9 protein-coding genes are annotated in these 14,428 nt (G+C 58.9%); all 9 read right to left on the reverse strand.

The features are described 5' to 3' along the window. Nucleotides 1-31: 31 nt before the first annotated feature. On the reverse strand, nt 32-895 hold the full coding sequence (locus tag P3T17_RS13485) for a M48 family metallopeptidase (RefSeq protein ID WP_429407167.1): 864 nt from the start codon (nt 893-895) through the stop codon (nt 32-34). Between the two features lie 59 nt (nt 896-954). Beyond that, complete coding sequence (locus P3T17_RS13490; RefSeq protein WP_429407169.1) at nt 955-1,713, reverse strand: lysophospholipid acyltransferase family protein; 759 nt, start codon at nt 1,711-1,713, stop codon at nt 955-957. Nucleotides 1,714-1,752: 39 nt separating this feature from the next. After that, complete coding sequence (gmhB, locus tag P3T17_RS13495; protein WP_074263395.1) at nt 1,753-2,313, reverse strand: D-glycero-beta-D-manno-heptose 1,7-bisphosphate 7-phosphatase; 561 nt, start codon at nt 2,311-2,313, stop codon at nt 1,753-1,755. Between the two features lie 57 nt (nt 2,314-2,370). Next, on the reverse strand, nt 2,371-4,476 hold the full coding sequence (gene glyS / locus P3T17_RS13500; RefSeq protein ID WP_429407171.1) for a glycine--tRNA ligase subunit beta: 2,106 nt from the start codon (nt 4,474-4,476) through the stop codon (nt 2,371-2,373). Between the two features lie 15 nt (nt 4,477-4,491). After that, nucleotides 4,492-5,499: a glycine--tRNA ligase subunit alpha gene (glyQ, locus tag P3T17_RS13505; RefSeq protein ID WP_074263397.1), complete on the reverse strand. Its 1,008-nt coding sequence runs from the start codon at nt 5,497-5,499 to the stop codon at nt 4,492-4,494. A gap of 210 nt (nt 5,500-5,709) precedes the next feature. Beyond that, nucleotides 5,710-8,358 carry a beta strand repeat-containing protein gene (locus tag P3T17_RS13510; protein WP_429407173.1) on the reverse strand — a complete coding sequence of 883 codons (2,649 nt, stop codon included), beginning with the start codon at nt 8,356-8,358 and terminating at the stop codon, nt 5,710-5,712. Nucleotides 8,359-8,976: 618 nt separating this feature from the next. Then, nucleotides 8,977-10,353, reverse strand: coding sequence for an HlyD family type I secretion periplasmic adaptor subunit (locus P3T17_RS13515; RefSeq protein ID WP_429407221.1), 1,377 nt, complete (start codon nt 10,351-10,353; stop codon nt 8,977-8,979). 14 nt (nt 10,354-10,367) lie between these two features. Then, nucleotides 10,368-12,092: a type I secretion system permease/ATPase gene (locus P3T17_RS13520; protein ID WP_429407175.1), complete on the reverse strand. Its 1,725-nt coding sequence runs from the start codon at nt 12,090-12,092 to the stop codon at nt 10,368-10,370. Between the two features lie 3 nt (nt 12,093-12,095). Beyond that, nucleotides 12,096-13,397, reverse strand: a complete 1,302-nt coding sequence (locus P3T17_RS13525; protein WP_429407177.1) for a TolC family outer membrane protein — start codon at nt 13,395-13,397, stop codon at nt 12,096-12,098. Nucleotides 13,398-14,428 lie beyond the last annotated feature (1,031 nt).

Consider the following 14,428-nt stretch of genomic DNA (forward strand, 5'->3'; position numbering starts at 1 on the left):
GCGCCTCGTGGACAGCGAGGTCGCATCACCTTTAAAGCGTCGGCAACAACTCGGGTGGATGATGCTTGAGTGTCTGCCGCGCTTCGCGGAATTCCGGAAAAATCGATTCCACCGTCTCCCAGAAGCGCGGGCTGTGGTTCATCTCGCGCAGATGGGCGAGTTCGTGCGCCACCACGTAATCGATGATCGACAACGGGAAGTGAATCAGCCGCCAGTTGAGGCGAATCTTGCCGTCGCTCGAACAGCTGCCCCACCGCGTCGCCGCTGACGAAAGTGCGTAGGCGCGATAATTTACCCCCAGCTTTTCTGCGTAGATCGCGAGCCGCTCGCCGAACAGGCGCTTGGCTTCGCCTTGCAGCCAGCCTTGCACGCGGTCCTTGATCTGCTGCGGGTCGGCCTGCAACGGCAGTGGCAGCGCAAGCGCCGCCTGTGTCGCGTCGAAGGCGAGCGTGCCCTGCGGCGCACCGAGCATCACGCGCACCGGCTGACCCAGATACGGCACCTGGGCGCCGTCTTTCCAGTCGACCTGCGGCAGCGCGCGCTGCTCGACACGGGTCTGCCATTCAATCAGCTTCGAGAAAATCCAGCGCTGCTTTTCGGTGATGGCGGTTTCGATGTCGGCCAGCGTGACCCAACGTGGTGCGGTGATCATCAGACCGCTGCTGTCGATTGCAAAACCGATCGAGCGTCGCGACGAGCGTTTGAGCTGGTAATGAAGCGTCTGCGCGCCCAGTGTCAGGCTGCGCAGTTTCGTGCCGTCGGGCGCGCGCGGCGTGTCCGGCTTCTGCGATGAAGGCGGCGTGGACGGCGGGAGGGCCGGCTCTGCAAAGAGCGGCAGATCGAGTTGCCGGCTATCGAGCGCCGCAGCGGGCTGCGGCGTAGGAGACTTCTGCATCGGTTTCGGCTTCGGGCAATACGCCCCGGCGCAAATACGCCTTGGAGGGCGTGGGCGCGTCAGAATTGTGCGGCGGCGGAAGTGCTGTCCGCAGCACCGTACGCGGCGGGATCGATGCGACGCATCTCAGCTTCGATCCACGTTTCGACGCGCGTGTTCACTTCATCGGGCGTGAGCCCCTTCGTGTCGATCGGTTTGCCGATCGACACTGTGACTATACCCGCATATTTGAGAAACGAGTTGCGTGGCCACACACGTCCGGCGTTGTGAGCAATCGGCACGACCGGCGCGCCGGTCGCCACCGCGAAACGTGCACCGCCGGTTTTGTATTTGCCTTGCGTTCCGGTGCGTGTGCGTGTGCCCTCCGGAAACATGATGACCCACGCACCTTCGTCCATGCGCGCCTTGCCCTGCTTGATGACCGACTCGAACGCATATTTTCCGTCCTTGCGGTTGATATGCACCATCTTCAGCAGGCCGAGCGCCCACCCAAAAAACGGCACATAGAGAAGCTCGCGTTTGAAGACGTAGCACAGCGGACGCGGCATCAATGCCGGGAACGCCACGGTCTCCCATGCAGACTGATGCTTCGATAGCAGCACGGCCGGACCGTCAGGCAGATTCTCGAAGCCTTCGATGCGGTAGTCGATGCCGTTCAGGCGGCGCACCACGGCGAGCGTCGAGCTGCACCAGCCGGCCGCCATCCAGTAGCGGCGCTCGGCGCGCAAGAACGGGAACGCGATGAAGCAGGCAATCGCGTACGGGATCGTGTAGACCACGAGGAAGATCAGCAGCAGCAGAGAACGGAGGAAGCGCATCGGCGGGGGAGTCAGTGTTAGGGACGCGCTCGGTTCGCGTCAGGCTTGTTCTGTGGCAAGAAAGTCTAGCGCGAAGGCGCGCAGGTCGTCATGAACCTTGGTGCCTTCGGGAAGGCCGCCCGCATCGAGCGTCTGGCGTCCCTTGCCAGTCAGCACCAGATGCGTCTGGAAACCGAGTGCGGCGCCCGCCTGCAGGTCGCGCAACGAATCGCCGACGACTGGCGTTACCTTGGGATCGGCTTCGAACCGTTCGGCGATCGTCTTCAGCATGCCAGGCTTCGGCTTACGGCACTCGCAGTGGTCCCCTGCCGTGTGCGGGCAGAAGAACACTGCGTCGATGCGTCCGCCGACCGCTGCTGCCATGCGGTGCATTTTCAAATGCATCGCGTTGAGCGCGTTCATGTCGAACAGCCCGCGCCCGATGCCTGACTGGTTCGTTGCGATCGCGACGCGATAACCGGCCTGGTTGAGCCGGGCAATCGCTTCGAGACTGCCGGGCAGCGCGACCCACTCGTCCGGCGACTTGATGAACGCGTCCGAATCGACGTTGATCACGCCATCGCGGTCGAGGACAACGACTTTTTTAGGGTTGGTCGGCATAGCGCGGGCGCCTGGTTGCGCAGCTTGTTTGTCGGTTGTTCAGCGATTGTCCGGCGATCAGGCTGCGAGTCTGGAAATGTCGGCGACGCAATTCATCTGCTGATGCAGTGCGCCGAGCAAGGCCAGACGGTTAGCCCGCAACGCTGGGTCTTCAGCGTTGACCATCACGTCGTTGAAGAAAGTGTCGACCGGTTCGCGCAACGCAGCAAGCGCTGTCAGCGCACCCGTGTAATCATGTGCCGCCAGTTGCGACTGGACGCGCGGCGCCACCTGTTGGAGCTGCGCGTACAAGGCTTTTTCCGCCGCTTCTTGCAGCAGATTAACTTGCACACCGCCCGCCGGCGCGCCGTCCGACTTCTTCAGGATATTCGAAATGCGCTTGTTTGCCGCGGCGAGCGACGCTGCTTCGTTGAGAGCAGAGAACTCGCGCACTGCATCGAGACGCGCGACGATGTCATCGAGTCGCGTCGGGTTCAGTGCCAGCACGGCGTCGATTTCACCGGCGGAGTAGCCACGCTCGCGCAGCAGGCCGCGCAGACGGTCCATGCAGAAATCGTAGATGGCCTGGGTCGAATCGGCGACGTTCGGCACGGCGGCGAACTGCGCGTAGGTGGTGCGCAGCAGTTCGACGAGGTCGACCGGCAACTGCTTCTCGACGAGGATCCGCAGCACGCCGAGCGCATGACGGCGCAGCGCGAACGGGTCTTTCTCGCCGGTCGGTTGCAGACCGATGCCCCAGATGCCCACCAGCGTTTCGAGCTTGTCTGCCAGCGCGACGACCGTGCCGGTTGCCGTGGCCGGCAACGCGTCGCCGGAGAAGCGCGGCTGATAGTGTTCCGAGCAGGCCAGCGCGACTTCTTCCGGCTCGCCGTCGTGGCGCGCGTAGTACGTGCCCATCGTGCCTTGCAGCTCGGGGAATTCGCCGACCATGTCGGTGATCAGGTCGGCCTTGGCGAGCAGGGCGGCACGCCTGGCGAGCGCGACATCCGCACCGATCAATGTGGCGATTGCACCCGCCAGCGCTTCGACGCGCTCGACGCGTTGCAGCGCCGAGCCGAGCTTGTTGTGATACACGACGTTGGCGAGCAGCGGCACACGGTCGGCGAGCGGTTTCTTCTTGTCCTGCTCGAAGAAGAACTTCGCATCGGCCAGACGCGGACGTACCACGCGCTCATTGCCTTCGATGATGTCGTCCGGCGTCGCGGTTTCGATGTTCGAAACAATCAGGAAGCGCGAGCGCAGCTTGCCGTTGGCATCGGTCAGCGCGAAGTATTTCTGGTTCGTCTGCATGGTCAGGATCAGACATTCCTGCGGCACTTGCAGGAACTCGTCCTCGAAACGGCAGGTGTACACCACCGGCCATTCGACCAGCGAGGTCACTTCGTCGAGCAACGCTTCAGGCATCACGACCTGATCACCCTCGGCTTGTGCGAGCAGGTGCGTGCGGATGGTTTCCTTGCGATCCGCGAAGCTCGCGACCACGTGGCCCTTGTGACGCAGCGTCTCGGCGTACGTGTCGGCGTGCTGGATCTGCACGAAGCCTTCGGACAGGAAGCGGTGGCCGAGCGTGGTGTCGTCGGAGTCGATACCGAGTGCTGTAACCGGCACGACCTGTTCACCGTGCAGGGCGGTGAGCCGCTGCGCGGGGCGCACGAACTGGATGTTGGTGCCGTCCGGACGCTGGTATGTCATCACCTTGGGAATCGGCAGCTTCGAGACGGTCAGCGTTTCATCCAATGCAGCTTGCAGGCCTTCGGCGAGCGTCGCGCCGGGGGCGGTATAGCGCAGGAAGAACGCTTCGGCCTTGCCGTCCGATGCACGCTCGAGATCGCTCACCGAGAAATCGGCGAAGCCGAGCGCGGCGAGTTTCTTGGCGAGCGGCGCGGTGGGCTGGCCGTCTTTATCGAGCGCAACAGACACCGGCAGCACTTTTTCCCGCACGTGCTTTTCCGGCGCAACGTCGCGAACATTCCTGATCGTGACGGCGAGACGGCGCGGCGTGGCATAGCGTTCGAACGACAGTTCGCCTTCGATCAGGTCGCGCGCGGCGAGGCGCTGGGCGATCCCTTCGGCGAAGGCGTCACCGAGACGCGCGAGCGCCTTGGGCGGCAATTCCTCAGTCAGCAGTTCGACGAGGAGGGTGGCGTGTTGGGGATGAGTCATCTGTTGGTATTCTCGTCAGTCCGCGTCGATCTTGCGTTCGACTTTGAGCGGCGGCGCCCAGGCGGGCATCGCGGCGTCCTGTTCGTCAGTCGTGAGGCCGGGCACACCGTGCACCGGATTGCCGAGCATCGGGAAGCCGAGCTTCTCGCGCGATTCGTAGTAAGCCTGCGCCACCTGGCGCGACAGGTTACGAATGCGGCCGATATACGCCGCCCGCTCGGTCACCGAGATCGCGCCGCGCGCGTCGAGCAGGTTGAACGTGTGGCCGGCCTTCAGCACGAGTTCGTATGCCGGCAGTGCGAGCGGCACTTCCATCATGCGCTTCGCTTCCGCCTCGTAGCTGTTGAAGAACGTGAACAGGAGATCGGTGTTCGCGTATTCGAAGTTGTAGGTGGACTGCTCGACTTCGTTCTGGTGATACACGTCGCCGTAGGAGAGGCGCCGCATCTCCGGGCCGTTCGGGCCTTGCTCTTCCCACTCGGTCCACACCAGGTCGTAGACGTTCTCGACCTTCTGCAGATACATGGCAAGGCGTTCGAGCCCGTAGGTGATTTCGCCGAGGACCGGCTTGCAGTCCAGACCGCCCACTTGCTGGAAGTAGGTGAACTGGGTGACTTCCATGCCGTTCAGCCAGACTTCCCAGCCGAGACCCCACGCGCCGAGCGTCGGGTTTTCCCAGTCGTCTTCCACGAAGCGCACGTCGTTCTGCTTCAGATCGAAACCGAGCGCTTCGAGCGAGCCGAGGTACAGATCGAGGATGTTTTCCGGCGCCGGCTTCAACACCACCTGGTACTGGTAGTAATGCTGCAGACGGTTCGGGTTCTCGCCGTAGCGACCGTCCTTCGGGCGGCGCGATGGCTGCACGTAGGCCGCGCGCCACGGTTCCGGGCCGACCGCGCGCAGGAACGTGTGGACGTGGGAGGTGCCCGCGCCGACTTCCATATCGATCGGCTGGAGCAGCGCGCAACCCTGCTTGTCCCAGTAGGATTGCAGCGTCAGGATGATTTGCTGAAACGTGAGCATGAAGTGCCTTTCGGGCATGGAGGCCGCGCCGCTGGCGCCGGGGCGTGCGAGGCGGCCGTGGAGCAAAGTGCTAAACGGTAGATTTTAACGGAAAGGGCGGGGGGTGAGGGTTTTTGGGGGTGGGGTGGGAGGTTGGCTGTGCGGGGCGATGGAGACCCGCCGCGCATGAAGTGCGGCGAGAGACACAGAGTTAAGCGGTATGACTAGGACTTAGAACGAAAAACCGAAACTTGCCGAATATCCCATGTCCTCTTCGAACCACCCGAAGTCAAAGTCGTCGCTACCGCTTCCATATTCATCGCCCAGCGTGAAGTTGTACTCGCCTCCGCCTGACGAAATAAGCATGTTGTTGCTTCCATAGTCCGCCCAGCCGGTTTCGTATCCCGTCGGGCCGTACGCAACCGCGTTATAACCACCGCCGGCTCCATAGGTAAACTGGGTGAAACCGGTGAGTTTGCCGCTGCTATCGAAGGAGTCATACTCGATCTCCTGTCCGTTGCCGTTGAAGATGATCGCGTTCTGTGTGTTATCGCTATTGAACAGATGTGCGGTCATGCTGCCGTTGTTGCCGTACTGGTCGTATTCCGTTTCACGGCCGGTCGTTCCGTTAAAGAAATAGTCGTCCGTTTTGTGGCCGCTCGCATTGAATATCGCGTACTCAGTCTCATGGCCACTGCTGTTATAGACGGTAGCTGTCTGCGAATTGTCCGCGTTGATCACGTGGACTGTCGTCTGGCTAGCGGAGTATTCGTTCAATTGCGTTTCACGGCCATTTGCGTCGTAAAAGGCGTCGGTCGTAATCTTGCCGTTCGTGCCATACGTCGCATACTCGGAAACATGGCCTGACGGATCGAACACAGCGGCGTTCTGCGTCCCGTCGGGATTGAAAACGTGTGCAACACCACTGCCATCATTGCTGTAGTCAGTCTCCTGTAACTCTCGGCCAGTCGTGCCGTCGTAAACCAGATCCTGGCTTATCTTGCCGTTGGTGCCAAACGTTGCCTGCTCGGTTTCGTGGCCTGCGGCGTTGAAGGCATACGCGGTTTGCGTACCATTGGCGTTGAACAGATGATCGACCTGACTGCCGTCGGCATTGAAGTCGTTCTCCTGGGTTTCACGTCCAGTTGTGGCGTCGAAGAAGACGTCCTGTGTTTTTACTCCGTTGACCCCGAATGTGGCCTGTTCGGTCTCGTGGCCTGCGGCATTGAACACATAGGCGGACTGCGTGCCGTTGGCGTTGAAGAGGTGATCGACCTGGCTACCATCGGCATTGAAGTCGTTTTCCTGCGTCAGTCGGCCTGAGGTTGCGTCGTAGAACAGATCCTGCGTCTTTGCGCCATTAGTACCGAAAGTCGCGTACTCGGTTTCGTGGCCTGCAGCGTTGAAGACCGCAGTGTTTTGCGTGCCATTGGCGTTGAAGATGTGATCAACCTGACTGCCGTCGGCGTTGAAATCGTTTTCCTGCGTTTCACGGCCGGTTGTGGCGTCGAAGAAGACGTCCTGCGTTTTTACGCCGTTGGTGCCGAAGGTTGCGTACTCGGTCTCGTGGCCGGCGGCGTTGAATACGTAAGCGTTCTGCGTGCCGTTAATGTTGAAGATGTGGTCAACCTGGCTGCCGTCGGCGTTGAAGTCGTTTTCCTGCGTTTCGCGTCCGGTCGTGGCGTCGAAGAAAACGTCCTGGGTTTTTGCGCCGTTGGCGCCGAAGGTTGCGTACTCGGTTTCGTGGCCGCTGGTGTTGTACACAATGGCGTTCTGCGTGCCGTTCGCGTTAAAGATGTGTTCGACTTGGCTGCCGTCCGCGTTGAAGTCGTTCTCTTGTGTCTCGCGACCGGTTGTTGGATCGAAGCTAACGTCCTGCTTGAGCATGCCGTGCGAATCGAACGTCGCTTCACCGGTTACGATTCCGCTGGCGTTTGCCATCGTTACGCCCAAGGAACCGTCGGCATTGATTGTAAATTGATTCGTTGTGCCCGTCGCTAACGCGCCATTCCCTCCGTTTCCGCTAACCTGACCGGCAGATACGGTGAAGTCCTGCCCGGTCACGTCGTTGTGGATTGTATTGGTCTGGGACGATGTCAGTGTGACAGTTGCGCCCTGCTTGAGGGTGATATCGTTGTTGCCACCATTGACTTTAACGTCCAAGCCGGAGCCGTTTACGCCGGGCGCAATGATAAGCGCCTGATCCTGCGCATTTTCTACGACGACGGTCGCTACGCTGCCGGGATTGACAGTGATGGTTGGAATGTCAATCTGGCTGGTGTTGTCCCCTACCGCAATGTTAAACATAGTTGCAGCATTGCTTGAGTCGCAGATGAAGTTGGAGTTGCTGAAACTCGACGGTGTAAATGTGGCGTTCGGATCGCTTGATAATCCTGCCGCCTGAAACCCTTGGGTGACGATCTTCGTAATCGTTGAGGCATCCAGTCCAGCCCCCGCCGCTGTCGCGAGAAAGCCCACACCGGCGATTATTTGGCCCAACGTAAAGGTTGCTCCTCCCACTAGGAGGTTAACCTTCATTTCGTTCAATCCATAAAATGAAACGCCCTGCCCAGCAAGCGCAATGATTTCCCCGGTAATCGCCGCGACTGCACTTTCCTCGTCACTCGTGGACATAGTTGAATGATTTAGCGCGAGGTTATCGATGTTGGCGACGATTGCGTTTGCTGCGAACGCGGCAGCGATTCCTCCTTCCATACCTGCGGCAAGTGTAGCAGCCGCATTTGCTAGTGCTGCATCATAGCTTGCAATCAAACCTTTGTTGGTCGGATCCTTGCTAAGTTGTTCCTCCGTATCAATGACTGCGGTAAATCCATCGAGACCACCAATCGTATTTCCTGCGACTGTAAGAGTTGTCGTCATTTTTAATTCGCCTGATTAATTTTTATCCAACGTGTATGAGTATTTAAGTTGTGGATTTTTGTGTGTTGCATGTACCCCCTTCTTTTTTGAGTCATCTATTGCATATCAAGCTCGAAGCTACGTGAGTTGAAAAAATAAAAAAGACCAAGCCAAAGGCGATTGCTGTTGCGGCACGCCGATTGATGGTTGCTACGCCGTCTCTTGTCCGTGTGCCATAAATCTTGAAAAATAGGATTAAAGCGCAAATTACCGAAATGGCGGAAATGACAGCGGGTACCAATATCATTAAGACAGCTACGGTGGCTGTCGATGTTCTGAATGACTCGGAAAATCCGTCGCAATCTCCAAAATATATAAGTGAAAACAAGGTGATCGGAATTGCTGTTGATACTAAAATCAGGATTTTATCTTTCATAATTTGACAGATGTGAAAGGGCTATATGGTGCGTTTGCAATCTATGGAAAAATGCTCGTTGACAACGGTTTATTGAGTGGCGAGCAACTGAAAATCAATGCGGAGCCAAAAGAAATTGGGTAAGTAAAGCAAGTGTGGAAAAGACGGTGCATGAGACGACTCTTTTATTCATGGATTTTCCTGGAGATATATGTCGTCGCGTCCTAGTCCCGCATGGATTTTTGGATGCCATCCCAGAGCGGCTCGAACAGATAATCGAACGCGCTGCGTGAGCGGGTCCTGATGAAGACTTCTGCCCGCAGCCCCGGGCCGAGACGAATCGGCTCACGCGCCGTCTCGTTCGCACGCGCGACAACGTCCGGTGAAATCTCGATATGCGCCAAGTAGAACGGCTGCCGCGTTTCCTTGTCATTGAGCGAATCGGCCGAGAGATATGTCAGCGTCCCTTCAAGCACGGGCGAGGTTCGCGGGTTGTACGCAGTCAGCCGAACATCAGCCTTGCTGCCGATCAGGACTTCGCGTACGTTGTCGGGCTTGATCTTCGCTTCAACAATTAGCGGCGTACCCGACGGAACCAGATCGAGAAGCGGCTCGCGCGGACCGATGGCCGAGCCGATCGTGTGCACCATGAGCCCGACCACTTCGCCCTCGACCGGTGCGACGATCCTGGTACGCGTTTCGATATCTTGTGCCGGTCGCAACTGATCGGTGACCTGTTGGATTTTGGCCGTGGTGTCCTTTAGCTGTGCATCGGCTGACCGGATATAGTCATTGCGCAGCGCCGTGACCTTCAGATCGATATCTGTTTGCTTCTGTCGTGCGCGAATCAGTTCCGCCGCATCCGATTGCTGGCGTGACCGATAGTCTGCAGTGGCGCGCCGCAATTCCATCAGCTTTGTTTCGGTCACGTAGCCTTCGCTGCGCAACTGTTCATTGACCTGAAGCTCCTGCTTCGAAATGCCGAGACTTTCGTCGCTGGTGTGCACCAGCTCGATCTCACTGGCGATTTCCTGGCGTGTCTGGGCCGCCTGCTCCTGCAACAGACGCAACTGGTCATCCAAAGTCCGCCGCTCCGATTCGAACAGCGTTTGCTCTCGCAGCAATAGCGCAGCGACGGTCGGATCCGATGACCGGGCGGTCAACTGCGCTGGAAACGTAACCGAAGGCTTCATGTCACGCTCTGCTTCGAGTCGAGCGGCCTTTGCTTCGTCGTCGGCCAACTGCGATTGAAACGCCGCGACTTCGGCATCAGGTCGCACGCTATCGAGCATGAGAAGAGCTTGTCCAGCTTTGACGTGATCGCCGTCTTTCACAAGGATTGCCTTGACGATCCCACCTTCCTGGTGCACCACAGTTTTTCGCTCGCCATCGTCACGCACGGCACCTTCTGCAACTACCGCACCAGACAGTGGTGCAAGGGCAGCCCAGACCCCGAGCGCACTGCAACCGAGAGCAAGCACGAGAGATCCCGAAGCAATCGCCTTGCGTGGCAAACGCAAGGGGGCGATATCCGGTTGAATTTCATGGGGTCGGCTAGGCTCAACCAGAACACTTTGGATGCGAGAACGCAGTTGCTTTATGACATGATGCAATTTCATGATGCCGAGATCTCCCGCTGGTGCTCATTACCCGCCGCCGTCCTTGCCGGTCGGGCCTTCGAGCGCGCCCACGTTTCGACCTGCTCACGGGTACCGAAGCATTCAATCTGTCCGCTGTGCATCAGCATCACACGGTCGGCGATCGAGAGCACTGGCTGCCTGTGAGTGACCACGACGACTGTCACCCTGTCGCGTTTCAACTGAAGTAGTGCCGCGTTCAACTGACGTTCGCCGTCGGCGTCGAGGTTGGCGTTCGGCTCATCGAGCAACACGAGACGCGGGTCCCCGTAGAGTGCGCGGGCCAGCGCGATTGCTTGGCGTTGACCACCTGATAGCGCTTCCCCGGCTTCCCCGATGTCCGTTTCATAGCCATTCGGCAATTTGAGGATCATCTCGTGCACGCCTGCGCGTTGGGCAGCGAGCACAATTGCCTGAGCGTCGTTACTCGCCGGGTTTGGATTTCGCGCAACGTTGCCGGCGACGCTGCCGGAGAAGAGCTCAACATCCTGTGGCACATAGCCTAGGTAACGTCCCAGCGTATCGCGAGGCCATTGGGCGATATCAGCGCCGTCAAGACGCACCGTGCCCGACTGTGGTTCCCAGAGGCCAGCCAGAAGTCGCAGTAGGGTGGATTTGCCGGACGCGCTGGAGCCGACAATCACGAGTAGTTGACCAGGAAGCAGAGAAAATTGAATGCCCTTAAGCAGAAGGCGGCCACGTTGATCGTTAGCACTACGACTGCTGAAAGTCAGCGCGTCGACTGTGAGTCGCCCCTCCGGCCGCGGTAATTCGATTGCGCTGCGTCCAACCTTCCAGCGATGTAGTGCATCCAGTCGGGCCCAGCCCTGCCGTACCTCCGTAAGCTGCTTCCAGCTTCCGAGCATCTGCTCAACCGGAGCAAGTGCCTTACCTAGCAAAATGGTTGTGGCGAGCATGACTCCGCCCGTCGCATACTGGTTGATAACCAGCCATGCGCCCGTAGCCATTGTCACGACCTGAATGGCCTGACGGAGCGCCTTGCTCACGTTCCTATTCAACATTGATGTATCGGTTACCTGCTCCTGGGCGTCGAGATCCTTGCGCCTTCGGGCTGCCCAGGCATCAATCAGGACAGCGTTCATGCCGAGTACCGTCACGACTTCCGCGTTTCGCCCAATCTGCGTGGCGATCTGATCGGTCTCGCGTTGACGTGCCACGTAAGAACGCACGCCGCCCCGGGTCGACCTGTCGTTGAGCAACGTCAAGCACACCAGAATGATCGCGCTTGCCACAGCGATGAGACCGAGAGACCAGTGGAACAGGAACATGAGCGCAAGATAAAAGGCGAGCCAAGGCATATCGAGGAGTGCGGTCACTCCTGGGCCTGAAAGGAACGACCGAAAAGCAGCGACGTCCTGCGACGTAGCGAGATCGGGCCGAGGCGTTCGTCTTGCCAGCGTCTCGACGCGGGCCGCCAAAGCCTGCCGGTCCAACCGGTCCGCGATTTGCCGGCCGAGGTTGGCCAACAGCCGGTTGCGTACGACGTCCACTGCGAACATCATGAACAATGCAATCACCATGAAGATCATCAGCATGGCTAATGTCTCCATGCTACGGCTCGGCAAGACGCGGTCATAGACTTGAAGCAGATACAGCGTGGGTGCCAGTACGAGCAGATTGCTTGCGACGCCAAACAACGTCGCGAACAGAAGATGCCGCCTGATTGCCTGAAACATCGTCATGTTTTATTTTTGTGAAGGCGCGGCCGTCTGGCCGTCATGCTGGTCAAGTTGCGCAAGCGCCGATTCGTCGAGTTGTGCGACGCTTGCCTTAAGGTGGAGGAACTGCATCAGCGTGTCGTAACGCGCCTTCGCAAGATCGCGCCGCGTGCTAAAGAGCTTGTCTTCGGCGTCGAGGACGTCGGCGTTGATGCGCACACCGACGCGGAAGCCCTTTCGGTCAGACTGCAGTGCTGTTTCGGCGGATCGTTGTGCTGTGCGTAGCGCGGCGATTTGCGCGAGCCCGTCGGACACACCGAGAAACGCCTGCTGGGCCTCAAGCGCGGCCGAGCGGCGCGCTTCCTCAAGATCGTCTTCGGCCTTGTCCCTGAGGGCGAGGGCTTCGCGTTTTTTGCTCGAAGTTGAGAGGCCATCGAACAGCGGAATGCTGATCTGAATGCCAATCTCGCCGGATGAAGCCCGGTTGGCGCCGGTATAGAAATTGGTCTGCCCGTTGATGAACGCTGCATTGCCGTTACTCGCGTTGCCGACTATCGACACAGTTGGCATGTAGCCTGCGTCTACCTTGCTGACCTCTCGCCTTGCGATCTCCAGCGCAATCTGCTGTTGCCTGACGTCGAGGCCAGATGCCCGGGCATCCGCTTCCCAGGTATCGGATGAACTGGATTTAAGAGCTTCTGGACTTGCGTCTGCATCAAGTGACTCAACCGCGTCCACGGCGTGCCCGACTATCTTTTGCAGTGCCGCGTAGCGTCTCGCGAGTTCCCCCTGCGCCTTGACCAGATCGGCGTGTGCGGAATCGAACGCTGCCTGTGCCTCGTCCAGATCGACGACCGTCGCCGCGCCTAGTGCAAAGCTTCGTTGGGTCAACCCCAATTGTTCGTCGACGGATCGCAGATGCTCCTGCGCGAGCACGAAGGTGTCTTTCGCAGCAAGCGCGTCGAAATACGCCTGCGCTACACGTAGCAGGAGATCCTGCCTGGCGCTGGCGAAAGACAAGCCGGCGCCGATAACGGAGAGCTTGCTTTCCTGATAGGCCTGCCAGTCGTCCCACTTGAATATCGATTGATTGAACGAGACGGTCGCCCCCACCGTTGAATAAGGCGCTGCTGGCTGCCCCGGGACATGGATCGCATTCTTGAAATCGGATTGGGTAAGGCCGAAGTGTGGAAGCAGAGCGGCGCGCGCCTCCGGTTCCTTCTCAAGACCCGCGCGGTATGACGCCTCGGCGCTTGCAAGGGTGGCGTCATGCGCCAGAGCATCGGTAGCCAGTTGGGACAGACTTGCCCCGTGGGCAGCGCCAGCCACAACAAGCAACGCCAATAGCGCGAGGACAGCTGGAGGCAGCCGAAGGCGACGAAAGCGAGCGCGCATCGCCGACCGGACTTGAGTGCGAGGCGACCGAAGCATCAATGGGTATTCGGCCGGATCAGCATGACGGTCTGGCCGAGGCTGCTGCACGCATCCGATGTGTAGCATTCCGAATGCGCGCACGCAGCGCGCGCGCTCTTAGGGTGGCTTTGTCCCATTGTCGTTTTCTGTCCCTTGGCATTTCAACGTGGCGGCTGCGGCTTCCCGAAAAGGTATTGGGGCGCTCGCTATGAAATGGATACTTAATTTAGTTTTACAGGGACGGACCAGTCGCGAAATCGGACAAATCCGAAATCGAATTGCTGGTCGAAAGACTTATGTAATAAATGGCGCGGCCGGTGAATGCGTGGAGTTAGGCCAGTCGTGCAGAGATCAAGGCATGGATTGTTTGGATGCGGCGGCGTCGGGATTATAGGAATGGGATGTGCTGAAGCCGTTTGACAGAGCGGTTGCGAGCCGCGTGTCGGTGCTTAGCAGGTGTCCGGCGTAATCGTGAGCTGCTGATAGTTGTAGTCGACCGAAATGCAAACCCGTTGACCGGGTTCAAAGCCTGCCGCTTGGAGCCACAGACCGCCACAGCCATCCATGGAATAAATGGCTGACCTTTGTGATGAGTTTCCGCGTTCTCCAATCTGGGGTATCTCGCAAGGTCGTCTGAATGGCTACAGGCCATTCAGACGACGTGGTCGTGCTTTATGATCGGCATTAGCCATGATCAACTCCTGCTTTGAGTTGTTGGTGGTCAGCGGGGCTTGAGTGTTGGTAGTACTCCTGTCCCGCGCTTTCTTTACCGCTCGTGCTTGCTGTTCGCTGCGCGTATGTTGCTCGCGTCCTTGCTTGTCTTCAGGTGAAGAGCAAATCAACCGCTCCCGCGGACCTATCCGTGATTTCGTGGGCGAGGCATATCATGAGAGGTAAAAGTCATGGATATGCCGATGAAGAAGAAACGCACGGTTGCTTCGCAGGCA

The sequence above is a fragment of the Paraburkholderia sp. GAS82 genome (assembly GCF_050436285.1).
Lineage (GTDB): Bacteria > Pseudomonadota > Gammaproteobacteria > Burkholderiales > Burkholderiaceae > Paraburkholderia > Paraburkholderia phenazinium_B.